General features: G+C 69.9%; 24 protein-coding genes and 1 pseudogene. 10 read left to right on the top strand and 15 right to left on the bottom strand.

Translation table 11 applies throughout. From position 1 onward, the window contains the following. Positions 1 to 30: 30 nt before the first annotated feature. From OG510_RS26810 to OG510_RS26800, 3 genes are all read right to left on the bottom strand, one after another. Positions 31 to 981: a zinc-binding alcohol dehydrogenase family protein gene (locus OG510_RS26810; protein ID WP_406140154.1), complete on the bottom strand. Its 951-nt coding sequence runs from the start codon at positions 979 to 981 to the stop codon at positions 31 to 33. Positions 982 to 1095: 114 nt separating this feature from the next. Then, a complete protein-coding gene (locus OG510_RS26805; RefSeq protein ID WP_406140152.1) occupies positions 1096 to 1455 on the bottom strand; it encodes a DoxX family protein in 360 nt (119 codons plus the stop codon). Next, complete coding sequence (locus tag OG510_RS26800) at positions 1452 to 1973, bottom strand: cupin domain-containing protein (RefSeq protein WP_406140151.1); 522 nt, start codon at positions 1971 to 1973, stop codon at positions 1452 to 1454. Before OG510_RS26800 ends, OG510_RS26805 begins: the two co-directional genes overlap by 4 nt. A gap of 81 nt (positions 1974 to 2054) precedes the next feature. On the opposite strand from OG510_RS26800, the gene OG510_RS26795 reads away from it, so the two are divergent. Continuing rightward, the gene (locus OG510_RS26795) at positions 2055 to 2909 is read left to right on the top strand and encodes a LysR family transcriptional regulator (RefSeq protein ID WP_406140149.1); all 855 of its coding nucleotides are present in this window, start codon (positions 2055 to 2057) and stop codon (positions 2907 to 2909) included. Positions 2910 to 3004: 95 nt separating this feature from the next. On the opposite strand, the gene OG510_RS26790 is transcribed toward OG510_RS26795, so the two are convergent. Continuing rightward, the gene (locus OG510_RS26790) at positions 3005 to 3787 is read right to left on the bottom strand and encodes an SDR family oxidoreductase (protein ID WP_406140147.1); all 783 of its coding nucleotides are present in this window, start codon (positions 3785 to 3787) and stop codon (positions 3005 to 3007) included. A 371-nt stretch (positions 3788 to 4158) separates the two neighbouring features. Between OG510_RS26790 and OG510_RS26785 the strand changes: the two genes are divergently transcribed. The 4 genes from OG510_RS26785 to efeB all read left to right on the top strand — a co-directional run bounded on the left by OG510_RS26785 (position 4159) and on the right by efeB (position 8920). Beyond that, positions 4159 to 4593 carry a VOC family protein gene (locus OG510_RS26785; RefSeq protein ID WP_406140145.1) on the top strand — a complete coding sequence of 145 codons (435 nt, stop codon included), beginning with the start codon at positions 4159 to 4161 and terminating at the stop codon, positions 4591 to 4593. A gap of 42 nt (positions 4594 to 4635) precedes the next feature. Further along, positions 4636 to 5178 (top strand): GNAT family N-acetyltransferase, encoded by a 543-nt coding sequence (locus OG510_RS26780; RefSeq protein WP_406140144.1) that lies wholly within the window; start codon positions 4636 to 4638, stop codon positions 5176 to 5178. A 182-nt stretch (positions 5179 to 5360) separates the two neighbouring features. After that, the gene (gene efeU / locus OG510_RS26775) at positions 5361 to 7538 is read left to right on the top strand and encodes an iron uptake transporter permease EfeU (RefSeq protein ID WP_406140142.1); all 2178 of its coding nucleotides are present in this window, start codon (positions 5361 to 5363) and stop codon (positions 7536 to 7538) included. Positions 7539 to 7687: 149 nt separating this feature from the next. Beyond that, on the top strand, positions 7688 to 8920 hold the full coding sequence (efeB, locus tag OG510_RS26770; RefSeq protein ID WP_406140141.1) for an iron uptake transporter deferrochelatase/peroxidase subunit: 1233 nt from the start codon (positions 7688 to 7690) through the stop codon (positions 8918 to 8920). Positions 8921 to 8966: 46 nt separating this feature from the next. Here the strand turns inward: efeB and OG510_RS26765 are convergent, their stop codons facing one another. Then, positions 8967 to 9803, bottom strand: a complete 837-nt coding sequence (locus OG510_RS26765) for an oxidoreductase (RefSeq protein WP_406140140.1) — start codon at positions 9801 to 9803, stop codon at positions 8967 to 8969. Positions 9804 to 10077: 274 nt separating this feature from the next. Between OG510_RS26765 and OG510_RS26760 the strand changes: the two genes are divergently transcribed. After that, complete coding sequence (locus tag OG510_RS26760; protein WP_406140139.1) at positions 10078 to 10920, top strand: helix-turn-helix transcriptional regulator; 843 nt, start codon at positions 10078 to 10080, stop codon at positions 10918 to 10920. A gap of 99 nt (positions 10921 to 11019) precedes the next feature. Here the strand turns inward: OG510_RS26760 and OG510_RS26755 are convergent, their stop codons facing one another. Next, positions 11020 to 12390 (bottom strand): lipase family protein, encoded by a 1371-nt coding sequence (locus OG510_RS26755; RefSeq protein ID WP_406140137.1) that lies wholly within the window; start codon positions 12388 to 12390, stop codon positions 11020 to 11022. A 179-nt stretch (positions 12391 to 12569) separates the two neighbouring features. Continuing rightward, positions 12570 to 13526, bottom strand: coding sequence for a LysR substrate-binding domain-containing protein (locus OG510_RS26750; RefSeq protein WP_406140135.1), 957 nt, complete (start codon positions 13524 to 13526; stop codon positions 12570 to 12572). A 139-nt stretch (positions 13527 to 13665) separates the two neighbouring features. Between OG510_RS26750 and OG510_RS26745 the strand changes: the two genes are divergently transcribed. Continuing rightward, the gene (locus OG510_RS26745; RefSeq protein WP_406140134.1) at positions 13666 to 14661 is read left to right on the top strand and encodes an NAD-dependent epimerase/dehydratase family protein; all 996 of its coding nucleotides are present in this window, start codon (positions 13666 to 13668) and stop codon (positions 14659 to 14661) included. A 59-nt stretch (positions 14662 to 14720) separates the two neighbouring features. Next, a complete protein-coding gene (locus tag OG510_RS26740) occupies positions 14721 to 15263 on the top strand; it encodes an NADPH-dependent F420 reductase (protein ID WP_406140132.1) in 543 nt (180 codons plus the stop codon). A 107-nt stretch (positions 15264 to 15370) separates the two neighbouring features. Here OG510_RS26740 and OG510_RS26735 read toward each other — a convergent pair whose 3' ends face one another. Then, a complete protein-coding gene (locus OG510_RS26735) occupies positions 15371 to 16300 on the bottom strand; it encodes a GlxA family transcriptional regulator (protein ID WP_406140131.1) in 930 nt (309 codons plus the stop codon). Here OG510_RS26735 and OG510_RS26730 point away from each other — a divergent pair. Continuing rightward, positions 16211 to 16396: pseudogene (locus tag OG510_RS26730) on the top strand (zinc-binding dehydrogenase); the annotation flags it as partial. The gene OG510_RS26735 and the pseudogene OG510_RS26730 overlap by 90 nt on opposite strands. 401 nt (positions 16397 to 16797) lie before the next feature. On the opposite strand, the gene OG510_RS26725 reads toward OG510_RS26730, so the two are convergent. Both OG510_RS26725 and OG510_RS26720 read right to left on the bottom strand, forming a co-directional pair. Continuing rightward, the gene (locus tag OG510_RS26725; RefSeq protein WP_406140129.1) at positions 16798 to 17622 is read right to left on the bottom strand and encodes an SDR family oxidoreductase; all 825 of its coding nucleotides are present in this window, start codon (positions 17620 to 17622) and stop codon (positions 16798 to 16800) included. 376 nt (positions 17623 to 17998) lie between these two features. After that, the gene (locus OG510_RS26720; protein WP_406140128.1) at positions 17999 to 18442 is read right to left on the bottom strand and encodes a MarR family winged helix-turn-helix transcriptional regulator; all 444 of its coding nucleotides are present in this window, start codon (positions 18440 to 18442) and stop codon (positions 17999 to 18001) included. 187 nt (positions 18443 to 18629) lie between these two features. Here OG510_RS26720 and OG510_RS26715 point away from each other — a divergent pair, with 187 nt between their 5' ends. Next, positions 18630 to 19868 (top strand): MFS transporter, encoded by a 1239-nt coding sequence (locus OG510_RS26715; protein ID WP_406140126.1) that lies wholly within the window; start codon positions 18630 to 18632, stop codon positions 19866 to 19868. Between the two features lie 222 nt (positions 19869 to 20090). Here OG510_RS26715 and OG510_RS26710 read toward each other — a convergent pair whose 3' ends face one another. The 5 genes from OG510_RS26710 to OG510_RS26690 form a co-directional block, all read right to left on the bottom strand. Then, entirely contained in the window at positions 20091 to 21383 is a 1293-nt protein-coding gene (locus tag OG510_RS26710) for an MFS transporter (protein WP_406140124.1), read from the bottom strand. Between the two features lie 171 nt (positions 21384 to 21554). Continuing rightward, entirely contained in the window at positions 21555 to 22544 is a 990-nt protein-coding gene (locus OG510_RS26705) for a LuxR C-terminal-related transcriptional regulator (protein ID WP_406140123.1), read from the bottom strand. A 281-nt stretch (positions 22545 to 22825) separates the two neighbouring features. After that, entirely contained in the window at positions 22826 to 24538 is a 1713-nt protein-coding gene (locus tag OG510_RS26700) for a carbamoyltransferase C-terminal domain-containing protein (protein ID WP_406140121.1), read from the bottom strand. Between the two features lie 95 nt (positions 24539 to 24633). Further along, the gene (locus OG510_RS26695) at positions 24634 to 25755 is read right to left on the bottom strand and encodes an acyl-CoA dehydrogenase family protein (RefSeq protein ID WP_406140120.1); all 1122 of its coding nucleotides are present in this window, start codon (positions 25753 to 25755) and stop codon (positions 24634 to 24636) included. A 55-nt stretch (positions 25756 to 25810) separates the two neighbouring features. Then, the gene (locus OG510_RS26690) at positions 25811 to 26587 is read right to left on the bottom strand and encodes an HAD family hydrolase (protein WP_406140118.1); all 777 of its coding nucleotides are present in this window, start codon (positions 26585 to 26587) and stop codon (positions 25811 to 25813) included. Positions 26588 to 26648: the final 61 nt, after the last annotated feature.

Raw genomic sequence — 26648 nt, 5'->3', positions numbered from 1 at the left:
CAGACCGGCGCCCCCACCCGTACCTCGTACCTACCCGGCGGTGAAGTCCAGTACGAGGCGCCCCCGCAGCCCGCCATCGGCCAGCCGCCGGTGGGCCCGGGGCGCCTGGTCGGCGGGCAGCACGTCGGCCACGCGCAGGGTCAGTTCGCCCGCCTCGGCCTGGTCCCGCAGCCGGAGCAGGCGGGTGTGGTCGGTGGCTGCCTCGTTGACCCAGACCGGGTGCACCCGGATACCGCGGTCGACCGGGCCGTCCCAGCCGCGGATGACCGCGATCCCGCCGCGGTCCCGGATCGCGGGGACGACCCGTTCGTGCAGCATCGCCCCGTCGAGCACACCGTCCACCCCGTCGGAGGTGAGCGCGCGGAACCGGTCGGCGACGTCGTCACCGCGTGGCACCACCTCGTCGGCGCCCAGACCGGCCACCAGCTGGGTGTCGGCCGGTGAGGCGTCGGCCAGCACCCGCAGCCCGTCGCTCCTGGCCAGCTGCACCGCGTACCCGCCGAAGGCCCCGGCCGCCCCGGTCACCGCGACAGTGCCACCGGCAGGCACGGCGAGCAGGTCGAGCGCGAGGCGGGCGGTGAGGGCGTTCATCAGCAGCGTCGAGGCGGCCGGGAAGTCCACGCCGGACGGCATCGGGACCACCGAATCGGCGGGCACCACGACCAACTCGGCGTAGGCGCCACCGCGCGGCCCGTAAGGACGGACGATCGCGACCACCGGGTCCCCGGGCCGCAGCGGGGTGTCGGTGTCCGGCCCGATCGCGTCGACCACGCCCGCCGCGTCCATGCCGGGCACGTACGGCCCGGGGCGGCCGTCGAACCGCGCGCTCGTGGCGCCGGAACGGAGCAGCGTGTCCGTGGGGTTGACCGAGGCGGCGTGCACACGGATGCGCACCTCACCGCTGCCCGGCACCGGATCGGGCAGCTCGATCGCCCGCAGCACATCGGGTCCGCCGAACTCGGTCAGGCCGATCGCTCGCACAGTCCTCGCCTCCTTGTACAACAGTCCTACGACCGTCCCACGACAGTCTTTGTACGACAGGTATCAAACTAGCGACCACCGTACACGCATCCGCCGGGCCGTGGCTGTGCTCCCTCACATCACGACAGCCAGCCAACCGCTCACGGCCGCACCGGCGATGAGCCCGGCGTTGAGTACGATCCGGCGGTCTTCGCCGGTCAGGTGGACGGCGACCGCACCGATCTGCAGGAGTACGAAGCCGACGGCGGCGGCCGGTGCCAGCCAGGGGGCGATGCCGGTCAGCGGCGGCAGGATCAGTCCGGCCGCGCCGAGTATCTCGACCGCCCCCAGCGCTCTCACGCCGGGCAGCGGTACGCGGTCGACCCAGGCCATCATCGGGCGGAGCTGATCACGGCTGCGGGCCACCTTCATCGCGCCCGAGTAGAAGTAAAAGAGAGCGAGAAGTCCCGCGACGGTCCAGTAGGCGATGTTCATGGTGTCCGCTCATCGTTGCCGTGCATCGTTTCGGTGGCGGGCTCGGTCGCGTACTCGCGCATCGCTTCGCCGGTGGCCCGGGGTGTCAGCGGCCGGCCGTCGGCGAGCGCGCCCTGAAGGTCCCGGAAGTACTGCACGTACAGGTCCGGGGTGAACGTGCTGAGCATGACGGCGGGTTGGCCGGTCGGGTTGGCGAAGGTGTGCGGGGTCCCGGGCGGGACCATCACGAGTGTGCCCGCGGTGACGTCGTACTCCTCGGCCCCGACCGTGAACCGGACGGTGCCGGAAAGGACGTAGAAGCCCTCGTCGTGCAGGGCATGACGGTGCTGCGGCGGTCCCTGGGTGTGCGGGGCGAGGACGGACTCGGCGATCGCGAGACGGTGCCCGGTGCGGCTGCCGTCCTCCAGCACCCGCATGCGCGTGGTGCCCAGCACGATCGTCTCGCCGTCGCCGGGACCCACCACCGATACGCCGGATCCGGCCTGCGGCTCACTGGTCTTCGCTTCTTCTTCGGTCATGCTCACGAGTGGACCGCCGGGGCCCGGCCGGTGTCCAAGACTCATCCTGCGGCGCCGATACCCCGTAGGTATCGTTACAGCGTGGAGCTACGGACCTTGGGCTATTTCGTGGCGGTCGCCGAGGAACTCCACTTCGGCCGGGCCGCCACCCGGCTGCATATGAGCCAGCCGCCGCTGAGCCGGGCGATCAAACAGCTGGAGTCCGACGTCGGCGCCCCGCTGTTCGTCCGCTCCCCCGCCGGCGTCACGCTCACCTCGGTGGGCACGGTGCTGCTCGACGAGGCGCGGGCCCTGCTCGGCCATGCCGACCGCGTCCGGGTACGGGTGAGCGCGGCGGCGGGCGTGGCGACCCTCACCGTCGGCATCCTGGGTGACGGCACCGACCCGGGAATGACCCGGCTGGCCGCCGCCTACCGCGGGCGCCATCCCGGCATCGACATCCGTGTCCGCGACACCGATCTGACCGACCCGACGTGCGGGCTGCGCGCCGGACTGGTCGATGTCGCGCTGACACGGGCGCCGTTCGACGAGACCGCCCTGACGGTGCGTACGCTGCGGGCGGACCCGGTCGGCGTGGTCCTGCGCGCCGATGATCCACTGGCCCGCCGCGACCGGCTGGGGCCGGCCGAGCTGAGCGACCGCCGCTGGTTCCAGTTCCCGCCGGGGACCGATCCCGTCTGGCAGTCGTACTGGAACGGCGGCAGCCCGCGCGAGGGCCCCGTGGTGCGCGCCGTCCAGGAGTGCCTGCAGGCCGTGCTGTGGAACGGCACGGTCGGCCTGGCGCCGATGGGACACGACCTGCCCGCGGAGCTGGCCGTGGTACCGCTGGCCGGCATGGCGCCGAGCCGGGTGGTGGTGGCGTGGAACGAAGGGGACAGCAACCCGTTGATCCGCTCCTTCACCGAAATCGCCACCACCGCGTACCGCCGCAGCTGAGCGGCGCCAGTGACGGGTGGGGAGGGGGCCGGTGGGGCCGCCCGCGAAGGCCGGGAGCCGTCCACGGTGTGCGGTCGTGGGCCACGCGGAGCCCTCTACGGCGTGGTGCGGTCCTGTGCCGCGGACCCGGCCCCGTCCGGCCGTTGGGTCGCGAGCCAGGCGTCGAAGGTGACGGTGCCGCGTGGCCCGGGGCCGGTCGGCAGGAGGCCGCCGCCGGCCAGGCCCTTGCCGACCTTGCCCGGCATCGCCAGCCGGATCACCGGCCGCCGCTCCTGACGCACCCGGGCCAGTCGCCGCACCATGTCCTGCATCCACAAGTGCTCCTCAGGACCGGCGAGTTCGGGCGCCATGCCCAGCGGCCGCCCGTGCGCGAGCCCGACCAGATGTGCGGCGACCTCCGTCAGCGCGACGGGCTGGCTGAGCATCTTCGGCGCGATCACCACCGGCCCCCCGCGGTCGAGCATCTGCGCGGCGAACTCGTGGAACTGGGTGGCCCGCAGGACCGTACCGGGGACGGGCCCGTCCAGCACCAGCTCCTCCTGGCGGCGCTTGCCCCGGTAGTAGCCGAGGCCGACCCGGTCGACGCCGACGATCGAGAGCGCGACGTGATGGGCCACGCCTGCCCTCCGCCCGGCAGCGAGCAGCTGGGCGGTGGCGGTCTCGAAGAAGGACACGGCGGCCTTGGCCCTGGTCGTCGTGATGTTGCTGACGTCGATCACGGACTCGACGCCTTCGAGCTTCCGGTCGAGACCCTCGCCGGTGATGAGGTCGACACCGGCCGAGCGGGCCAGCACCACCGGCTCGTCGCCCCGGGCCCGGAGCGCCGCGGCCACCCGCCTGCCGGTCCAGCCGGTGCCACCGGCAATCGCGATACGCATCAGTGCTGCGCTGCCCTTCTTCCGTCCGGAGTTCCCTCTGGAGGCCGCGTGGAGCTGGAGGCCGCGTGGAGGACCGAGAACCGGCCCCGGCCTTCCCCGTCTGTCCCCTCCACGATGCCGGAGATGCCGGTGGGGCGCAGAGGGAAAGCCGATGCGGTACGGCCGGCGGGCGAACTCCGCGCCGTGGGTGACGGCGATCGCGATGGCCGAGCCGAGCCCGGGCGCTGCGCCCCGCCGACGCACCGAGCTACGGGGTGCCGGGCGACGTGTGACGGGCGGGGGTGGACGTGCGGCGGGCGCCAGCGGTGAGGGGCGGGGCGGCGGGCACGTGTGTCCGTGCGGCCACGGGTGCGCGCCGCTAGGGTGGGCCGATGACGTCTGTCAGGCAGGTCCAAGTCACCTTCGACTGCGCGGAACCTGAGCGCGTCGCCCGCTTCTGGTGCGAGGTGCTGGGGTACGTCGTACCGCCGCCCCCGGAGGGGTTCGCCACGTGGGACGACTTCGACCGCTCGCTGCCGCCCGAGCGTCAGGGCGCCGCGTTCGCCTGCGGTGATCCCTCGGGGGTGGGCCCGCGGCTGTTCTTCCAGCGCGTCCCCGAAGGCAAGGTCGTCAAGAACCGGGTGCACCTCGACGTACGCGTCGGCACCGGGCTCGTGGGAGACGAGCGCGTCGCCGCGCTGGAGGCCGAGTGCGCACGGCTGGTCCCGCTCGGCGCGGTACGGGTGCGACTGCTGCGCGCCGATGGCTTCGACGAGTCATGCCTGTTGATGCAGGACGTCGAGGGCAACGAGTTCTGTCTCGACTGACGGGGTCTTGATCGCCGCTGGGCCTGCTGATTGGCTGGCCACATGACCGACCTCGGACCCGTCGCCTGGCCGCCTGCCCCGATACGGACGGACAGGCTCGTGCTCCGTGCGCCCGAGGCCCGGGACCGCGCGGCGTTCATCGAGCTGCTGGCCTCACCGGAGGTGGGCACCTACCAGGGTGGCCCCCGGCCGCGTGACGAGCTCGAACGTGAGATGCCCGCGGCGCCCGAGCGGCCCCCCGGTCTTTTCACGGTCGATCTCGACGGAGCCGCGATCGGCCAGGTCATTCTCCGGAGAGCAGCGGGACACCACGCTCCGGCAGCCTCTGCCGGGAAAGCCGAACTCGGCTACCAGTTCCTGCCGCAGGCGTGGGGATTCGGTTACGCCACCGAGGCATGCACAGCGGCACTCGACTGGCTCGCCGGCGAGCTTCCCGGCGAGCCGGTGGTGCTCTTCACCCAGACCGCCAACGCCCGCTCGATACGCCTCGCGGCGAAGCTGGGGTTCATCGAGGCGGAGCGGTTCGAAGCGTACGGCGCCGAGCAGTGGCTCGGCAGACGGCCGCCGGTCACCCCGTCCGGCTGAGCGGACGCGGCCCGCACGGGAAACTTCGTACGGGAGACTTCGACCGCGAAGTACCGCGAAGTGCTGGGCAGTACTGGGAAGTACCGGGGAGTATCACGTCTGGGCAAAGAATTCCTCTGCGGGCCCGGAAACAGACAGGACCCCGGTCCTTTCTTTTTTAGGCATGGCTTACCTTACTGTCTATGACTTGGGCTGATGCGTTCCCCAATCTCTTGATCGGATTGCGGGAGGGACTGGAAGCAGGGCTGGTGATCAGCATCCTGCTGGCCGCGCTGCGCCGTACCGGGGACGAGGGACGCCGGGTGTCCTCCGCCCCGGTGTGGCTGGGCGTGGTCGGGGCGGTCGCCGTCTCGGCGAGCTTCGCCACGATCCTGACCTTCTCCGTCGACGTCCTCTCCAGCAGCGGCCAGGAAATGCTGGGCGGCTTGCTCAGCGTATTCACCGTGGTCCTCGTCACCGGCATGGTCTTCTGGATGCGGAAGACCGCGGCGAGTCTGTCCGGGGAACTGCGCTCCAAGGTGGCGGCCGCCACCCAGCTGGGCGCCGGCGCGCTCGCCGCCACGGCGTTCCTCGCGGTGGGCCGCGAAGGGCTCGAAACCACCCTGTTCCTGTGGACGGCGGCCAAAGCCTCAGGCGAGACGGTGTCCCCGCTGATCGGCGCCGGGCTGGGGCTGGCCCTCGCCTCCCTGGCGTGCTGGCTGCTGTTCCGCCGGGCGATCCGCATCAACCTGGGCGTCTTCTTCTCGCGTACGGCTCTGGCGCTCCTGGTGATCACCGCGGGAGTACTGGCGTACGGACTCGGCGAACTCCAGAACGCCGGCCTGCTGCCCGGACACACCTGGCTCGCGTTCGACGTCAGCGGGACCGTTCCGACCAGCTCCTGGTGGGCGACGCTCATCACCGGTGTGACCGAGCTGACCACGCGGATGACCGTGCTCCAAGTCGTGGCGTGGGCGGTCTACCTGGGCGTGACCGTCATCCTGTTCGTCCGCGCCGCCCGTACGCCTGCCCGTACGCCTGCGCCTGCCTCGGCACCTGCACCTGCACCTGCGGCAGAGGCAGAGGCTTCGACTGCCCCTGCGGCCGTACCAGAGGCAGGGGCTGCGGCAGAGACAGCGACAGCCGGAAGCAGCACTTCCGGTTCCACCGCGCGGGCCACCCGGCCGGGCCTCCTGGCCGGACGCAGTCCCTGGACGGTCGGCGCTGTCATCGTGGTCGTACCGGCCCTCGTGGCCACGGCGGTGGTCGTGTTCCTGCCCTCGGGCGGCAGTACGGCGGCCGGCACGCAGGTCGACGTCACCGCGTCGGGCTGCGCCACCGGGTGGACGTCCGGGCACGCGGGCGCGCAGACCTTCCAGGTGGTCAACAAGTCCGGGCGGGCCGGGGAGATCAACCTGGACAACGCATCGGGCGCCATAGTCGCCGAGATAGAGACGCTGGGCCCGGCCACCACCGGGACGATGGCCGCCACGCTCGGCGCGGGTGAGTACACCTTCAAGTGCCTGATATCCGGCCGCGGCACCACAAGCTCCAAGACCGTCACCATCAGCGGCGGTTCGGGGCCGGGCTCGGGGGCCAAGGCCCCGGTCGCCGTCAAGCGCGTGTCCGTGGCCGACCTCAAGCCGGCGACGGCCGAGTACCGGGCCTACGTGGCGCCCCAACTCGCCACCCTCGGCCGGACGGTCACCGCACTCCGGGGCGACATCGCCCATCACCACCTGGACACCGCCCGCAAGGACTGGCTGTCCGCCCAGCTCACCTGGGACAAGGTCGGCGCCGCTTACGGCAGCTTCGGGGACCTCGGGGACGCCATCGACGGACTGCCGCAGGGCCTGCCCGGCGGTGTCCACGACAAGGACTTCACCGGTCTGCACCGCCTGGAGTACGGCCTGTGGCACGGAGCGAGCACCGGCGACCTGCTGCCCGTGGCCGACCAGCTGCGGACCGACGTCGCGACCCTGCGCCGCAAGCTGCCGCAGGTGACGGTCGACCCCACCGACCTTCCGCTGCGTTCCCACGAGATCCTGGAGGACGCCCTGCGGGACCGGCTGACCGGCGCGGCCGACCAGGGTTCCGGCGCCATGTACGCGGAGACCGAGGCCGATGTGGCGGGGACCCGGGTGGTCCTCGACGAACTGGCACCCCTCATCCGTGCCCGCTCCCCCAAGCTGCTGCCCACGGCGGCCAAGCAGCTCGACTCCCTGGTCACGGCGCTGCGGGCGACCCGGAAACACGGCGACTGGGAGCCCTTCGAGGACGTCCCGCCGGCCCAGCGCCAGCAGGTGGACGCCCGGATCGGCAGCGTCCTGGAGACCCTCGCCTCGGTACCCGACCTGCTCGAGGTGCCACTCTCCCGCTGACGGCGACGCCCGGTACGGACACGTCGTCCGCACCGGGCTCACGCCGCACCCGCCCAGCCCGACCTGACCACCCAGACCAACAGACCCGACCAGACCAGACCTGACCTGACCTGACCTGACCTGACCTGACCCGACCAAGGAGATCTGCCATGGGCGTCAGCCGACGCGCGTTCATACAGGGCGGTGCCGCGGGCGCCGCCGGCACCGCCCTGACTGGCGGGCTCCTCGCCGCGGGGGCCCGAGCCGACGCGAGCAGCGGCGGCGACACCACCCACGAGGCGTCGTCCTACCCCTTCCACGGGACCCACCAGTCGGGCATTCTCACCCCGGGCCCGCCGCATCAGCAGCGGTTCTCCGCCTTCGCCGCGTTCGACGTGACGGCGGCCAAGCGGGCCGATCTGGCCGACCTCATGCACACCCTCACCGAGCGGGCCCGCTTCCTCGCCTCCGGCGGCACCCCGCCCGACCTGGGCGTCAGCCAGCCGCCGTCGGACAGCGACGTCCTGGGCCCCGACGTCCCCGCCGACGGCCTCACCCTCACCCTGGGCGTCGGGTCCAGCCTCTTCGACGACCGGTACGGGCTGTCGCATCTCAAGCCGCTGCACCTGACGCCGATGCGGACCTTCCCCAACGACGCGCCCGAGGCCCGCTGGAGCCACGGGGACCTGCTCGTACAGCTGTGCGCGAACCACCCCGACACCCTCCACCACGCCATCCGCGACCTGGCCAAGCACACCCGCGGGGGCATGCAGCTGCGCTGGAAGATGGAGGGGTACGGCTCACCCCCGCGCCCCTCGGGCACCCCGCGCAATCTGCTCGGGTTCAAGGACGGCACGGCCAACCCCACCCACAAGACGGCGCAGGACCTGGTGTGGGTGGACGACCCGGCCGAGCCGGCCTGGACACACGGCGGCACCTACCAGGTGGTCCGGCTGATCCGCATGCTCGTGGAGTTCTGGGACCGGGTGTCCATCAACGAGCAGGAGATGATGTTCGGCCGCCGCCGGGACAGCGGCGCCCCGCTGGACGGCAACGCGGAGACCGACACCCCCGACTACGCGAAGGACCCCGAGGGCAAGGTCATCCCTCTGGACTCGCACATCCGCCTGGCCAACCCGCGTACCCACGCCACCGGCAACCAGCGCCTCCTGCGCCGCTCGTACAACTACGACCTCGGCATGGACGAGAACGGCAACCTGCAGTGCGGGCACATCTTCGCCTGCTACCAGCAGGACCTGCACCGCCAGTTCGAGAAGGTCCAGCAGCGCCTGATCGACGAACCCCTCGTGGACTACGTCCAGCCGTTCGGCGGCGGCTACTTCTTCGCCCTCCCCGGAGTCGCCAACTCCAGGGACTGGTTCGGGCGCCGGATCCTCAGCTGACTCGGCTCTCCCCCGCTGAGCGCGGGGATCTCCCGTCCTTCGCGTGTCACCGGGCTGTCCCGCGGGGCTGCGGGAAGTCGGTGGAGAGAGTGGCCTCTTCCCAGGTGTCGAGGTCGCGGTCGACCGCTTCGCGTCCGGCGCGTACCAGGCGCAGGGCGTCGGAGCCGAGGACCAGATGGGCGGGCGGACCGGGTGTGCCGAGCACACGCAGGAGCGCGGCGGCCGCGCGGGCCGGGTCGCCGGGCTGTTGTCCGTCGGCCTTCTGGCGGGCGGCGCGGACGGGTTCGAAGAGGTCGTCGTAATCGGGGATGGTGCGCGGTGCGCGGATCATCGAGCGCCCGGCCCAGTCGGTACGGAAGGAACCCGGCTCGACGGCGGTGACATGGATGCCGAAGGCGGCGACCTCCTTGCCGATGGCTTCGAGGATGCCTTCGAGTGCGTATTTGCTGCCGCAATAGGCGGAGACGCCGGGGAAGCCGACCAGGCCGCCCATGGAGGTGACGGCCAGGATGTGCCCGCGGCGCCGTCGGCGCATGAAGGGCAGGACGGCCTGGATGGTGGCAGCGGCGCCGAAGACATTGACGTCGAACTGGGCGCGCAGGTCGGCCAGGGAGGTCTCCTCGAAGGTCCCCTCCAGGCCGTAGCCGGCGTTCGCGATCAGTACGTCGACGGGGCCGATGGCCTCCTCCACCTCGCCGGTCACGGCGAACACGGCTTCGTCGTCGGTCACGTCGAGGACGCGGGCGTGGGCGCGTTCCGGGTGGAGGGCGGTGAAGGCCGCCGCGTCGGCGTCGTTGCGGACGGTCCCGACGACGGTGTGGCCGGCCTCCAGGGCGGCGGTGGCGAAGGCCCGGCCGAGGCCGCCACTGACGCCGGTGATCAATAGGGTCTTGGCTGGGTGTGCCGTGGCTGTTTGTGTCGTGCCTGGGTGCGCCGTGGCTGGGTGTGCCGTGGCTGTGTGTGCCGTGGCTGTGTGTGTCGTGGCTGGTACGGCCGATGCTTCCGGCTGCCGGCTCATCGTGCTCCCCTTCGTTCGCAGGTCCCTCATTCGCGGGTGGGGCAAGCCTGTGCCGCGGCGGAAGCGGGGGCCAGGACAGGCTGTGCCGGGGTACGGCATGCCCAGGCACACCGCCGGAGATCGGCTTAACCTTGCATGGGTGAACAGCAACGATCTCGGAGATTTCCTGCGCGCCCACCGTGCACGCCTGCAGCCGGACGACGTCGGCCTCGCCTCCTACGGCGCACGCCGGGTGGCGGGGCTGCGGCGGGAGGAGGTCGCCGTCCTGGCCGGAATGAACAGCGACTACTACGCCCGGCTGGAACAGGGCCGCGAGCGCAGCCCGTCCCCGCAGATCCTCGACGCGATCAGCTCAGCCCTGCGCATGGACGACGCCGCGCGGGAGCATCTGTACCGGCTGGCGGGCGCGGTACGGGACGACAACCGGGACCTGCCGAGGGAAACGGTCGGTACACCGCTGAAGCAGCTCCTCGACGGCTACACGAACGCCCCGGCGTTCGTCCTGAACCCGGCGAAGGACTTCCTGGCGGCCAACGCCCTGGCCGAGGCGCTGTTCTTCCCGTTCGACGCGGTGGACAACCTCGCCCGCATGACGTTCCTCGACCCGGCGGCACGGGGGTTCTTCACCCGGTGGGACAGTTGGGCCGAAACGGTCGTCGCCGGGCTGCGCCACGCTACAGGCCCGGGCCCCCACTACCCGCGTCTGTACGAGCTGATCGACTCCCTGACCGGGGCGAGCGAGGACTTCGCCGCGCTCTGGGCATCACACACCGTCTACGGAAAGACCCAGGACGCCAAGGAACTCGACCATCCCGACGTCGGACTCCTCTCGCTCACCTACCAGTCCTTCGACGTCCGCGGAGCGCCGGGACAGCTGCTGGTGATCTACCACGCGGAGCCGGGCAGCGCCGATGCCGAGGCGCTCACCCTGCTCGGAAGCCTGCACGCCACCCGCCGCCGGCAGTCCGCCCGGGAGCGGTAGTCCCGGCGCGCCCCCGCTCCGGACACTCGACGGACTGCGCGCCCCGGGCCCTCGACGGACTGCGCGCCCCGGGACCCGGTCCGCGGGGCGCACCGGGCGTCAGTTCCCCGTGGTCGGCACCTCCGGCGCGAGCGAGTTGCCCGCGGGGATCCGGCCGCAGTCCGACGGAGCCGTCTTGCCGGCGAACCTGTCGTTGAGCCAGCCCAGAGCGGTCGGCGCCCACGGCACGGCGGCGCCGACGTGGCTGAGCAGGTCGTACTGCTGGTACTTGATCGATGTGTTGCCCTTGTCGCAGTACTGCCGGGCCAGCGCGCGTACGTCTCCCGCGACCATGACCCCGTCGCCCCTGCCGATGCCCGGGAGGTTGCTGGTGGTGCCCTCCAGGACGCCCCCGCCGCCCTGCGCGATGAAGCCGGGGGCGTCGGGGGTGGGGGCCGAGCCGAGGTTGAGCTTGTTCACCGCCTCGACGAAGGGGGGCACCGAATTCGGGTCCGCGTACTGCGGCTTCACCATCTTCTTCCACGTCAGTCCCGGGTACTGGCCCAGGGCGTTGATGATCGACGCGTGCTCCAGCTTCTTGAACACCTGCGTGCCATAGTCGTTCAGATAGGGCGTGAAGTCGATGTCGTAGGAGCGCGCGGCCCCGATGACGGCCATGGGCGCGACACCGGCCCAGAGTGAACTGCCGCTGATGTACTTGAGGTTGTGCGCCGGGTCGACGAGCAGCCCGCCTTCGGCGAAGCCCACAAGACGCTTGTCGACGTCCGGCGCGTAGCTCGGCGCGAGCGCGGCCGCCCAGTGGGTGGCGATGGCTCCGCCCGAGTAGCCGGCCAGACCCACCCGGGTGCGGGAGTTCAGACCGGTCTCCGGGGACTGGCTCGCGGCCCGGATCGAGTCCAGCGTGTTCGTTCCGTACTCAGGTCCGGCCGCGAAGTCGGCGGTCTGGCCCTCGCTGTCGGGGATGACGACGTTGTAGCCCGCCAGCAGCAGTGGGACCAGGAGGAGGGACTCGCCGTTCGCGATCAGCCCGCCGAGGGAGACATCGCCCGCGATCGCCCGGGACGGTGAGTCCGCGGGGTTGAGGGAGTCGTAGAACGACTGGTACGAAATGGCCTTGCCGCCATCGCCGTTGGGGCTGCGTACGACCGAGGTCACCCCGGCGGACGGGCGCCCCTGGGCATCGACGGTGCGGAACAGCAGCTGGATCGCTGTGACCGGCGTCGGGATGCCGATGATGTGGTACTGCAGCGTCCGCGTCTTGAGCACGGCGCCCGGTGCGTACGACGACAGGGGCTTGCTGCCGTCGTAGGTGTAGAACGAATCTCCCGCCGCGACCGCCGACGTGGCGGAAGGGGCGGAAGAGGCGGGCGTGGCGGAAGGAGCGGCCACAGCCGTGGCGGCTGGAACGGCGGTGACGGTCAGAGCGGCGACGACTGCGGTTGCCAGCTTCCCGATGGCGATGCGGTGCATGGTTCCCTCGGATTCGTTTCATGGATCACAGGGATGACAGACGCGTGTTACCTAGCGGTAACAGCGCGCAAATTACCAGCAGGTAAGAAACTTGAACAGAGTCGCGGCACGGCCCTCCGGCCCCGGCGGGTGCGGACGGTCGCGATCTCACGCGCCAGCCATGTCACGGTCCGGTCATCTCACGGCCCGGTCATGGCGTCCCGGTCCGAGGCCCGTCCGGTGCGAGTTGCGTCCGGTGCGAGCTGTGTCCGCACACCGCGCGGCACCCGCACCCCGTGACCGCGCAGATCGCCGATGAACCGTGCGACGAGCGGATCCGGTTCCGCGGACGTCACCGCCGCCAGCTCCCTGACCCACCGCGGAGAGAACGATCGCACCGCTCCCGTGAAGCCGTGGCTGACCGCGCTCACGGGGCACACGGCGATCCCCAGACCGGCAGCCGCGAGCTGTGGTGCCGCCGCGGTCACCGATGTCCTCATCACCGTCTCCGGCTGGACTCCCGCGCGGGCGAAGGACTGGTCGAGCCAGGCGCCGAGGCCGTTGTCCGGTGCGAAGTGAACGAGCGGCACACCATCGAGGTCAGCAAGGCGTACGGCTGACCGCTCAGCCAGCGGGTGGCCGGCCGGTGCCGCCAGCACGATCTCCTCCTCGGCGACGGCGGTGACCGTGAAGCGGCCGGCCGACGGGGTGGTCAGCACCGCCACATCGACCTCGTCGGATTCGACGAGACCCAGCGCCTCGTCCATCGCGGTGGACTCGCGCAGCGTGATCGCGACCTCCGGGTAGCGGCGGTGCCACTGCCGGATCACCGCGGCGAGCAGCGGCACCGTGAGGCTCTGCGCACAGGCCAACCTCAGGACTCCTCCGGCTACTTGACCCACCGCACGCGCCGACCGTACCGCCGAGGCGGCCGCTTCGATCGCCCGTCTGGCATCCGCTACGGCGGCCCGCCCCGCGGGAGTGAGCTTGACCCCCCGGGGCTCGCGGCGCAGCAGGGGCGTTCGGGTCTCGCGTTCCAGCGAGGCGAGCTGATGGGAGACAGCGGGCTGGGACGAATGCAGCAGCAGTGCGGCCTGCGTGATCGATCCCGAGTCCGCGACCGCGACAAGGCACTCCAGTGCCCGCAGAGAAGCCATCCATGAATTTTATCGCAGACCTTCGAAGCATGAGTGTCTTCGAGGGAAGCCCTCCGGGTCGCTGATTGCTCTCCTCCACGACCCCTTCTTGCACAAGGCAGGCGAGGGGGCACATCACACAGAGCGAAGGAGAGACTCCATGGCACAGGCATTCGTCACCGGCGGCTCGGGTTTCATCGGCCGGGTGCTGGTACGCCGGCTCCTCGCTGAGGGGCACTCGGTGAGCGTTCTCGTCCGGAGTGAGGCATCGGCCGCGAAGATCTCGGCGCTGGGCGCGGAGCCCGTACGGGGCGAGTTGACCGACCCGGCCACGTGGCAGGACGAGGTGACGGGCAGTGATGTGGTCTTCCACCTCGCCGCCGAGACGGATATCGCCGCTGACCGTGAGCGCCATACGCGTGTGACGGTCCGCGGCACCCAGGCAGCCGTCGACGCGGCCCGGCACGCGCGGGTCCCACGGTTCGTCCACTGCGGAAGCGAAGCCGCTCTCCTCGCGGGCGCCCCGCTCGTGGACGTCGACGAGACCGCGCCGCTGCGGCCCGACTCGGAAGCCGCCTACAGCGCGGTGAAGGCCGTGGCCGAGAAGATCGTGCTCGACGCCAACGCCCCGGACTTCGCCACGGTTTCGATTCGGCCGAGGCTCGTCTGGGGGCCCGAGAGCTTCCTGGTCGAAGGCTTGGTGGCGGCGGCGGAGTCGGGGCAGTTCGCCTGGATCGGCGGAGGCCGGCACACCACCGACATCACGTTCGTCGAGAACGCCGTCGAGGGGCTCATGCTCGGATGGCAGCGCGGCCGAGCAGGTCAGGCGTACTTCGTGACCGACCGGCACCGCGTCACCCTGCGCGAGTTCCTGGAGACCCAGTTCGAGATCTACGGCGTCGATGTTCCGGTCCCCGACCTGGACGCCGGGACAGCCGCCCGCGAGGTCCCCGTTCCCGCTCGATGGTTCCTGGGGCAGCAGTGCACCCTGCGGACGGACAAGGCCGTGGCCGAGCTCGGCTACGAGCCCGTTGTCTCGTACGCCGCCGGTCTGGACGCCGTCAGGAACTCCGTGGCCGTCAGCCGTGCATCACACGCATCACACGCGTCGCACGCGTCGCACGCGTCGCACGCGTCGCACACGTCCCGCGCATAGAGCGTCATCCGCATTCTTCAACAGGCATACATCAGCGTTCAATTGAGAGAGGACACCCCATGAAGATCGTCACGGTCGGACGAGGAATGATCGGCGGAGGACTGGCGGGCCTGTGGCGGGCCGCGGGCCACGAGGTCGGAGAACTCGGCCGTAACGGCGGGGACGCATCGGACGCGGACGCGGTCCTGGTCGCGGTACCCGGCGCGAAGATCTCGGAAGCCCTGAGCAAGGTGACCGGCATCGAAGGGAAGATCGCGATCGACGCGACCAACATCATGCCCGCACGCCAGGGCGGCTTTCCGTCGTACGCCGATGAGGTGAAGTCCTTCACCCACGCCCCGGTGGCCAAGAGCTTCAACATGAACTTCGCGGCCCTGTTCGGCGAAGTGCACAAGCAGCGCGTGCGGCCGGGCAACTGGTACGTCGCCGACGAGGGAGCCGTCGACATCACCGAGCGTCTCATCCGCGACGCGGGCTACGACCCGGTGCGCGTCGGGGACCTGTCACGGGCCCGCGACTTCGAGAACGCGGTCTGGCTGCTCATGGGCATCCAGCCGGTCGGCGGCGTGTTCTACCGGTTCGCCGTTCCCGGCGAACTCTGAACGAACCGGTCGGGCAAAGGCGGAGGCGGAAGCGGCGGCAGCGCGGCAGCAGCAGGGGCAGCGGGGCAGCCGGGGCAGCGGCAGGCCGTCGAGCGGGCCCGCCCCCTTCAGTCCCCAGGTGCTGATGCCCCGTCGGCGCAGCCCGCGGCCGGGCCCGAGGCCCGGAACGTACGCCGGTACGCCGACGGGGCGACTCCCGCCTCCGCCGCGAGGTGCCGCCGCAGCGAGGTGGCGGTGGCGAAGCCGACCTCGTGGGCGACCCGTTCCACCGGCAGGTCGCTGGACTCCAGCAGGTGCCGCGCCTGGCGCAGCCGCTGCTGGGTCAGCCAGCGGCCGGGGCTCAGACCGGTCTCCTCCCGGAAGCGCCGGGCGAACGTACGGGTGCTCATGGCCGCGTGTGCGGCCAACTCGTCGAGCGGCAGGGGCAGTTCCAGCCGCTGGAGCGCCCATTCGCGGGTCGGCCCGGTGCCGGTTCCGCCGGCCGGCGGCAGAGGCCGCTCGATGTACTGCGCCTGCCCGCCGTCCCGGTACGGCGGCACGACGCAGCAGCGGGCGACGTGGTTGGCCACCTCGCTGCCGTGGTCCTGACGCACCAGATGCAGGCAGACGTCGACGCCGCTCGCCGCCCCCGCCGAGGTCAGTACGTCACCGTGGTCGACGAAGAGCACACCGGCGTCGAGCTCGACCCGGGGGAACAGCTCCTGGAAGTGGTCGGTCAGCGCCCAGTGGGTGGTGGCCCGGCGCCCGTCCAGGAGCCCGGCGGCGGCCAGCAGGAAGGCGCCGGTGCAGATGGACACCAGGCGGGTGCCGGGGCGGACACGGGCAAGAGCGGCGAGCGCCTGCGGGTCCGGCGCCGCGGCAGAGGCCCGGGAGATCGCGTACGGAGGGATGACCACGGTGTCCGCGTCGGCCAGCACCTCCGGGCCGTGCCCGGGGGTGACGGTCAGGTCCGCGCCGTCACCCTGCTCGTCGAGCACGACCAGGCCGGGATGCGCGCCATCGCCGAACTGGTCGACCGAGGCAGGCTCCGCGCCCATGTCTCCGGCACCTTCCCCCTCGCCGAAGGCGCCAGGGCCCACACCCAGGGAGAGACGGGCCGCACCACGGGCAAGCTGGTCATCACGGTGCGCTGAGCCGGAATGCCTCGGGCCGGGGGCGGGGGCGCCGGGGCCGGAGGCCGGGGACCGGGGGCCGGGGGCCGGAGGCCGGGGGCCGGGGACCGGAGGCCGGGGACCGGGGACCGGGGACCGGGGGCCGGAGGCCGGGGACGCCGGGGCCGGGGGCCGGGCTGCGGATCGCCTCTGGGCCGCTCACTCCGGGCCGCAACGGGATTCGTGAGCCTCCCTCCCCCCTCACCATGCTCCTCCCTCACCATGACTCGGGGCGTGAGCGATGACTGGCCTCCGTAGCGGAAGGCCGTCGGGCGGAGGCGTCGGGCGGAGGCGTCGGGCGGAGGCATCGGGCGGAGCCGGCCGTACGCACCGGTCCGGGCCTCAGCCGTAAGGCCGTACGGCCGCCCGCTCCGCCTGCCGGCTCAGCCCTGCGCCCGCTCCGCCACGGACTGCCACTTCTCCCATCCGGCGAGCCGCTGCTCGTAGTCGGCCTTGGCGATGCCCAGCGGCGCGGAGCCGAAGAAGCAGCGCAGCGGCGGCTCGTCGGCGTCGACGATCTCCAGCACGGCCGCGGCGGACGCGGTCGGGTCGCCCGGCGTGCCGACGCGCTTGCGGCGCTGCTCCTGTACCTCCTTGTGGAAGTCGGCGTACGCGGGCAACGGCTCGGACGTGCTCGACGAGGAACCCGCCCAGTCGGTGGCGAACCCGCCGGGCTCGATCAGCGTGACCTTGATGCCGAACGGCGCCACTTCCTGGGCCAGCGCCTGGCTCATGCCTTCGAGCGCCCACTTCGACGCGTGGTAGATCCCCACCAGCGGGAAGGCGCTGACGCCGCCGATGGAGGAGACCTGGAGAATGTGGCCGCTGCCCTGCTCACGCAGGAACGGCAGCGCCGCCTGCGTGATCCACAGGGCGCCGAACAGGTTGGTCTCCAACTGCGCGCGTGCCTCGGCCTCGGTGAGCTCTTCGATCATGCCGAAGTGGCCGTAACCGGCGTTGTTGACCACCACGTCGAGGCGCCCGAACTGCTCGTGCGCCTGCTGCACGGCGGCGAAATCGGCGTCACGGTCCGTCACGTCGAGACGCAGGGGCAGCAGTCGTTCTCCGTACTTCTCGCGCAGGTCGGCCAGCGTGGAGAGGTCACGCGCGGTCGCGGCCACCGAATCGCCGCGTTCGAGGGCGGCGACGGCCCACTCCCTGCCGAAGCCGCGTGAGGCGCCGGTGATGAACCAGATCTTCTGCGTCATGGTGTGCTCCTCAAGGAAACTCGTCATCCGTACGGTCAGCACCTCGCGGTGTCTCTCCCCCAGCCAACACCTTCGAGTGGCCTCGAAGGCAAGCGCAGCACGCTCGGGGAAGACATCGGACGCGGGTTTCCCGGACCCCACCGGATCAGACGGTCGCGTACGGCCCTGGATGTCGTGGGCGAAGAGATGGGCGCTCTTGCGGGACCGGCCAGTACCTGTTGATGGCGGTTGCCCAAGCTTTCCCGGGGGTTGACGCGGGCTCAGGTCGACGGGCGCCGGGCGCCGGGCGCCGGGGCGCACCCCAGTGGTATGGCCGTGGCTCCCGGGGGCCGGCGTGCGGTGGCGGCGCGCCGCCCCTGGACCCCGCGCATCCGGCTCAGGCCGGGTCTTCCAGGGCCTTGATGAGGAGATGAGACAGACGGCGGAACTCCTCGGCGTTGTCCCTGCCGAACTTCTCCAGTACCGGGGCCAGTTGGGCCTCGATCCGGATGAAGGTCTCATCCACCACCTGGTGCCCCTTGGCCGTCAGATGGTTGTCCACCACCCGGCCCCGGGCCGGGGAGCGCTCCACCAGCCCCTCCTCCTGCAGGGTCCGGACGAGACGGCTGACGGCCTGCGGCGTGTGGACCGCGGCGCGCGCGAGCTCCGAAGCGGAGGCGCCGGGTGTCCGCTTCAGCTCCCGCAGCACCGTCCACTGCCCGAGGGTGAGCCCCAGAGGGTGGATGACCTGCTCGATCCGTTCGGCGAAGTGGTGCCGGATGATCCTGGACAGTGCACCGATTTCGATCCCCTGCGGCAGCGGGTCGCCCGAGTTCTTCATGTTTGACACTGTACTCGCCGGGTTCTATATTGAACCAAAGTTCAATGCGGTCCTGATTCCAGACCGGCCGGCCGCTCGCTCCAGCGATCGGGGATCCGTTTCAGACCAGGCACGGGTCCTGGGCAGGCAGATCTGTGGAGTCGACTCGGCTTCCGCCCCTCCCCACGCCCGTATCCGGAGACAGACCATGCCCGTGCCCATAACCGCCCGTGCCACACCGGACGCAAACGCCCGAGAGAAAGCACTGCCCGGCTGGCTGGTCGTACTGCTGGCCACGTCCTGCGGGCTGACCGTGGCCAACCTCTACTACGCCCAGCCGCTCCTGGAGTTGCTGCGCCGGTCCTTCCAGCTCCAGGACTCGACCGCCGGCCTGCTGATCACCCTGACCCAGCTCGGCTACGCCGCCGGGATGGTGTTCCTGGTCCCCCTCGGCGACCGTATCGAGAACTCCCGTCTGGTCTCCGTCCTGCTCACCGTCACGGCCCTGGCCATGGCCGCCGGCGGCCTCGCCCCCACCTTCACCGTCCTGCTCGTCGCCGCGCTCGTCGCGGGCGCCACCTCCGTCGTCGCACAGGTCCTCGTCCCCTACGCCGCCGACCTCGCCCCCGACCACCTGCGGGGCGCCGTGGTGGGCAAGGTCATGAGCGGACTGCTCGCCGGGATCCTGCTCTCCCGCACCATCGGCAGCCTGCTCGCGGACGTCGCAGGCTGGCGCACCGTCTACCTGGTCTCGGCCGTCCTGATGGCGGTCCTGGCCCTTGTCCTGCGCCGCGCGCTGCCCCACCGGGCCCCCACCAGCACCGACTCCTACACCGCGCTGCTGCGTTCCATGGCCCGCCTGATCCGCGTACACCCGCGGCTGCGCCGCCGGTCCCTCTACCACGCCTGCATGTTCGCCGCCTTCAGCGCGTTCTGGACGACCATCTCCTACGTCCTGACCACCGCGCCGTACAACTACTCCCAGCTGCAGGTCGGCCTGTTCGCCCTCGTCGGCGCCGCCGGCGCGCTCGTCGCCCCTCTCGCGGGCCGCCTCGCCGACCGAGGGCTCGCCCACCGGCTCACCCCCGTGACCTGCCTGCTCGCCTCCGCCACCCTCATCTGGGCCGGCCTGGCCGCCCACCAGATCCTCGTCCTCGCCGCCGCAGCAGTCCTCCTGGACTGCGCCGTGCAGTGCTCCCTGATCTTCGGACAGCACACCATCTACCAACTCGACGCAGACGCCCGTGCCCGGATCACCAGCGTCTACATCGCCACCTTCTTCATCGGCGGCGCCATCGGCTCCCAACTCGGCACCCTTGCGTACCACTTGAGCAACTGGCATGCGGTCACCCTCACCGCGGCAGCCTTCCCCGTCATCGCCGCACTCGCCTGGACCACCGACCGCACCCACACCAGCAGGAAGCGCCGGGCAGCAGGCACCACATGAAGCCCGCCCCGCCCGCCCCGGCCTGCCCTCGCCCACTCTCGCCACCTCCGAGGCCGACTGCGCAGCCATCAATCCCCCGTTCGGCACCCGCACCCAGGCCGACGCGGAAAGCGACCTCGACCGGGTCGTCGCGGTCGACTCCACCATCGTCCGTGCCCACCAGCACCCTGCCACCTCGCCGCCATCTTCATCTGGTCAGCCACATGGCCCGGAAGAAACGCCCTACGAAGCGCCGTCCGCCGAGGAACGGGAGGTGCGCCCGCGCAACGCGGGCAGTGCCAGCAGCGGCAGCATCAGCATCGCTGCCGCAATCGCCGCCAGCGCTCCGAATCCCAGGTGATCCAGGATGATGCCGGAGACCGCGGCGCCCCCGGCGGCGGCGAAGTTCATGGCCATGTCCGAGAGGCCCTGGGCGGCGGGGCGTTCGTCGACGGCAACGCTCTCCGACAGCAGAACCGAGGCAGCGACGAGGACCGCCGACCAGCCGAGCCCCAACAGGGCCAGCCCCACCGCGAGTTGTACGGTGCCGCGGCCGTCGGCGGTTCCGGATATCCACAGGGACAGCAGCATGGTCCCCATGCCGCCGAGCAGCAGTCTGCGCGTACCGAACCGGTCGACGGCCCAGCCGAAGACAGTGGAGAAGCCGAACATGCCCACGAAGTGGAAGCTCAGGACCATGCCGATGATGCCGAGGCCCGTGCCGGAGTGATGCATGTGGATGCCCGTCATCGTCATCAGGGCGATCATCACGATGTGGGCCGACACGATGGAAAGGATCGCCAGCTTGGCCGGGCCGTTGTCGCCCAGCGCGCGCAGCATGTCGCGCAGTGGCGGGGACTTCTCCCGTTCACCGGAACCGGAATCCTTGACCTGGGCGCGCGCCAGGAGGAGGGGGTCGGGTCGCAGCCACACCGTGACGGCCGCGAAGGCCAGACCGAAACCGGCGAGCGCGAACAGGTATGTCCCGGACAGCGCGGGCAGGCCGAAGCTCTGGGCCAGGGATGCTCCCGGCCCGGTCAGATTGGGCCCCACGATCGCGCCCACCACGGTCGTGGACAGCACCAGGGACATCGCCTTGCCCCGGCTGCGCGGCGTAGCAAGGTCGGCAGCCGCAAAACGTGCCTGGAGCCCACTGGCTCCGGCCGCGCCGTACAGCAGCATACCGAACAGGAAGAGCGGGAAACTCCGCGTCACCGCTGCCACGATGCAGAGTGCGGAGCCGATCGCGGCAGCCAGATACCCGGTGGACAGACCGAGTCGCCTGCCGTGCACGTGGGTGATGGCCGCGATCCCGGCTGCGGCGAACGCGCCGCCCAGTGTGGTCGCGGTGTTGGCCAGGCCGGCCAGCGTCGCGCTGCCGCCGAGTTTCTCCGCCAGGAGGCTCGTGACCGAGGCTCCGGTAGCTATCCCACTCCCGCTGATGACCTCCGCGACCACAAGGGTGCGGACGGTTCGCCGCTGCACTCCTGCGTGCATGTCCTGCGGCGGGTCCGTGGTTTCGGCCGCTTCCGGCATGGTTCTCCTAGGGTCCTGAATCGGTTGAGTCGAAAGGACGGGCGGCGCGAGAGACCCGGCCGCGGAGCTGGTCCTGACGTGTCCGCGTACTGCCGGCCACGGTGGAGCGAATCCGGCAGCGTACGGAGCCGAAGGGTCGGCGGCCCCACCCCTACCGGCCGGGTGGTGCCGTCAGTTGAGCAAGCCGCGCATCTGTGACTCGACCCCTGCCTCGAACCGGCTCGTCACTCCGAGGCGGCTCATCAGGTCAGCCATCACCCTGCGCAGCGTGCGAGTCGAAATACCTAGCTCCCTGGAGATCCCCTCATCCGTCCGGCCGGTGGCCAACAGCCGCAGAACGGCCTGTTGCTGGGTGCTGAGTTCACCGACGGACGACTCTTCGCACGGGGTGTCAGTCCTGGGTACGGCCGAGACCCAACAGAAGTTGAAGAGCTGCAGCAAGAGCCTGACGGTGTGAGGATCACGCACGATGAGCAGCGCCATCGAGGTCGGATCATCGGGAGCTGGAACCATCGCTACGGACGAGTCGACAATGATCATGCGAAAGGGCAGAGTGGGCATCAAACGCAACCGCACCCCCGCATCCTGGAGCTCCTTCAGGTGCCGGTCGGCATACGGCACCCGGTGCATCGAGAGCAGGTGAATACAGGTCATGGACACTCCCTGGTCCAGGACTTGACGGTTGCGCCGCATTCCCTCCTGGAGCATCTGACGGGACGGCGTGCTTCCCGGGTGCATGGAGATGATCTCTCGTGAGGCGAAAGACGTGACTTCCTCAAGCACCTCCGAGACACGCTCCCTCCCGGTGACGACCGTCGTACCTGCCGCGGACTGCTTCTCCCTGAACAGTTCGTACAGTGTCGTGGCCATCATGTTCATCCGGGAGGAAAACGCCTCGTTCTCTCGCACTCTTCGCAGAAGCGATTCACGTTCCTCATCCACGATGCGCGCAATGAGCGCCTCCGGCGTGGCGCCGGCCACCCGGTATGCACCCCCGGCGGAACTGATCAGCCCCAGTTCCTCCATGGACAGGGCAATCTCGCGGATTCGCTCCGGTCTTACGCTGAATCTTCGGGCCACCTCCTCAGGGACCCACGAATCTTCGTTCAACGCGAGGCCGTACAGATACTGCGTGACGTCCCGCTCGACGTTCTTCGACACTGCCATCCCCCCCGGGCGCATGCCTACCGGTCCCACTCTGACAGACGGAGAGAAGGTCTACACCAGAGATTCGACCGCTGACAAGATCTAATAGCGCTGGGACGGCGCCCGGAGGAGGGAATGCCAATGCTTGCCCCGTGACAGCGGCACCGCTCGATCCGCATTCACCTTGCCCATGAACGAGGCATCTGCGCTCGTGGCAAATCGGCATGAAACAGACTGCATCGGCTACTGCATACCTGCCCCAGCAGGATCCACCGGGTAACGGAACAACCCTTATGTCAGGATCGCGAGCCGACGCCTTCCGCCCGCCGAAGGAGGAAGGTGTCGTCGACAAGCAGAACATCGACAACACCCTCAATAAGCGGAATAAGGGCATCTTCGATCGAAGCAACAATGGGCTCTTCGTGCTTGTTGAAGGACGTGTTCACCAGGGCCGCCTGGCCGGTGTGCCGGTGCCAGGCCAGCAGCAGTTCGTTGAGGAAGGCGTCGTCCTGCTTGCGGACGATCTGCGGGCGGGCCGTGCCGTCGACATGCACCACTGCGGGGCAACGCTCCTTGAAGCCGGGCACGCACTCGTACGTCATGGTCATGAACAAGGCGGCGGCATGATCGGGGCGCCAGCCCACGTAGCACTCCTCCGCCAGTTCCTCCGCCGTGATGGGCGCGAAGGGCATGAATTCCGTTCGTCCCATGCGCTTGTTCAGCCAATCGTTCATGGTGACGTCGTCCGTCGCGCAGATAATGCTGCGCCTCCCCAGGGCGCGCGGACCGAATTCCATACGCCCCCTGTACGTCCCCACCACATCATGGGCTGCCAGTGACTCCACGAGTCGATCCTGAATTCCGTCGTCCACACGCTGGTGCGTAATGCCCGGGTAGTCCTTGAGGATCTCCAGAAGGCGGCCCTCGGAAAGAGCGGCGTCCGGCCCGAGCGCCATGGTGGGAACCCGGTGCCTGATACCAGTCTCGTGGTACTCGGCTACCACTGCCGCGTGCAAGGGAAGTCCACCGTCGCCCATGGGGGGCAGCACATAGACATTCTCGACGCCGGCCACCTCGCGAATTCGCTGATTCAGCTTCACGTTGGCGAATACTCCGCCGGACAAGCACACATGACCGCTCGGAACGGCCCCGATGTGCTGGGCGACCACCGCACACAGCAGGTTTTCCACATGCGCCTGGGCCGCGGCGGCGACATCGGCCGGCTCGTGGCGGGCTATCTCGTCGAGCAGCACCTGCGCGTAACCGTTGTACGAGGGCTGGTAGTCGTCGCCGCAGTTCGCGCGGACAGCGCCGTCCTTGAAGTCGATCATGCGCCGCATCAGCGCCATCGCGGGCTCGGGATCCCCGGAGGCCGCGAGACCCGTGATCTTCCCCTCGTGCCGGTTGGGACGGAAACCGAGAAGCTTGGTGATCCGCCCGTAGAAGTATCCGATGCTGTCGATGGACGTCTCGCGCTGCAACACCTGCTCCCCGTCCGGCGTGCAGTGCGAGACCGTGAGGGACTGGTAGTCGCCCCGGCCGTCGCACGTCACCACAAGCGCCTCGTCGAAGGGCGAGCAGACGAAGGCGCCCAGGCCATGCGCCTCGTGGTGGTCCACGTAGACAGCCTTGGAGGTGAGTCCCTCCGCCCGCAGGAACTCGTCGAACTCAGCCCGCTTCGGCTTGTCGTTCTGCATCTCGTCGGAAATCCGCTTGCGCAGGTGCGGCAGCCCATCGGGCCGTCGCAGCGCTTCTTCGGCGACACGGTCCACATACAGGAGGAGATGCCTGTCCGCGTCGAAACCGGCGCACCACCCGTAAGCGACGCGATCGACATCATGAAGGGATACTCCGCCTTCCTTCAAGACGAAGTCGATCGCCCGCTGAGGCCACACCTTGTCGTCCTTGACACGGGAAAATCTCTCTTCGCTCACTGCCGCGAGCACCTCACCGTCGCGCACCAGACAGGCGCCCGCGAGGTCATTGTTGGTGATGCCCAGGATGAGCATGTGTGGCTCCATTCTCCGCACCCAGTCGCACGGATATGCAGATTCGGTCCTTCATGTGAATCAGGGCCCATGGACGAGCGGAATCCGGGAGCGAATCAGGACATCGAGCGCGCTATGACGACGCGCTGAATCTGATTCGTTCCCTCGACGATCTGCAGCAGCTTCGCCTCACGCATCCAGCGCTCGACAGGAAAGTCCCTCGAATATCCGTAGCCGCCGAGCACCTGGACAGCATCCGTCGTCACGCGCATAGCCATATCGGTGGCAAAGAGCTTCGCTTTCGCTGCCTCCGTCGAGAAACGCTCCCCGGCATCCCCCAGACGCGCCGCCGAGAGGACCAGTGCACGGGCGGCAGCCACCTGCGTGGCCATGTCCGCGAGGAGGAACCCAATTCCCTGGAACGAGATGATCGAATTGCCGAACTGCTCGCGCTTCTTTGCATATTCGATCGCATAGTCCAGGGCGGCTTGACCGAGCCCGACCGCACACGCCCCGATCCCGAGGCGGCCGATGTCCATGGCGCGCATCGCCACAAGGAATCCGCGCCCCGGCCGGCCGATCAGCCGGTCACGGGGAATGGACGCGCCATCGAATACCACCTGTGCCGTGGGCGAGGCCGAGATACCCATCTTGCGTTCGGGCGCCTGCGGCTGGATTCCCGGGGTGTCGGCCGAAGCAAGAAGGCACGAAATACCCGAGGGTCCTGAGCCGCCGGTACGGCAGTAGACGTTGTAGAAGTCCGCGACGCCCGCATGGGACACCCAGGCCTTGATGCCGTCCACCACATAATGACCGTCATCCACGACCGCCCTCGTCGTCATGGCGGCCACGTCGGAACCGGCCCCGGGCTCGGAGATGCAGTTCGCGCCGAGGAGCTCCCCGCCCAGCATGTCCGGCAGCAGCTCCCTGCGCTGGACATCGCTGCCGGTCGAGTACACGGGGTGACATGCGAGGGTGTGGATGTGAACGGACTGGGCCACACAGAGCCAGCGCGAGGCGAGAACCTCAAGAACGTTCAGATAGACCTCCAGGGACTGCCCGCCACCTCCGTACTCCTCCGGATAGGGAAGCCCGAGAAGGCCGGCCCTCCCCAGGGTCCTGAGGAGGTCACGCGGATACTCCGCACGCTCCTCGAATTCGGCTGCACGAGGAGCCAGTTCGGCATCGGCAATATCGGTGGCCAGATCCAGAAGCTGTCTGGCGTCATCGGTCGGCAAGAATCGGTGCACACGCACGAGGTGTCTCTCCCGGGATTAGGACAGGACTATCGAGTCAGCTCACACGGGCGGCAGCCATCCGTTCGAGGACAACGGCAACCCCGTCCTCGTCACAGCTCCTGGCGACCTCGTCGGCGTGCTCGTACAGGTCGGCCGACGCGTTCGCCATGACGACCCCGTGCCCCGCCCACCGCATCATGTCGATGTCGGCGGGCGAGTCACCGAAGGCCACGACCTCCTCCTGGGAGATCCCGCGGCGCTCGCAGAGCCGGCGCAGGGTGTCCACCTTGTTGACGCCGGGTGCGACCAGGTCGACGAACCCAGGGCCGAAGTGTGCGATATCCACCTGCCCGGCGAGCGTGTCGCGGAGGAAATCCGGGAACTCGGATCCGAGCCGGGGGCCCGTGGCGAAGAGTTTGAGTACGGGCTCTTCGACGGCGTCGGGGCTGCCGAAATATGACTCACCGAGCAGCAACGGCTGCGTGTAGCCCGTCTCGTAGCCGAGTGGTCCGCTTTCCAGGGCCCAGGCGAGCTGAAGATCAGGGAAGTCGCGTTTGATGCGCGTCGCGACCGCCGCCACCGTATCGGGGGCTATGGAGCTGCTCCAGGTCAGCTTCCCCGGAGGAAAGCGGTACACAGCCGCGCCCAGACAGCACACCGCCTCACCCACGAGTCCGAGATTCGGGTAGTGATCGAGCGCGGCCAAGTGCCGAGCGGTGACAAAGACTGTTTCGATGCCCGCTTCTCTCGCGGTGTCCAGTGCCGCACGGCTGCGCTCCGAGAGCGTCAGATCCGAGGCAAGGAGTGTCCCGTCCAGGTCAATGGCTGCCAATGTGTACACGGGTGCCGCCCATTCCATTCAGGCAAGGGAGATACAGGGTCATCAGATGCCG

The organism is Streptomyces sp. NBC_01089, assembly GCF_045162975.1.
GTDB lineage: Bacteria > Actinomycetota > Actinomycetes > Streptomycetales > Streptomycetaceae > Streptomyces.
Note: the sequence above shows the minus strand (reverse complement) of the source record. Positions and strands in the feature narration are given on the sequence as shown.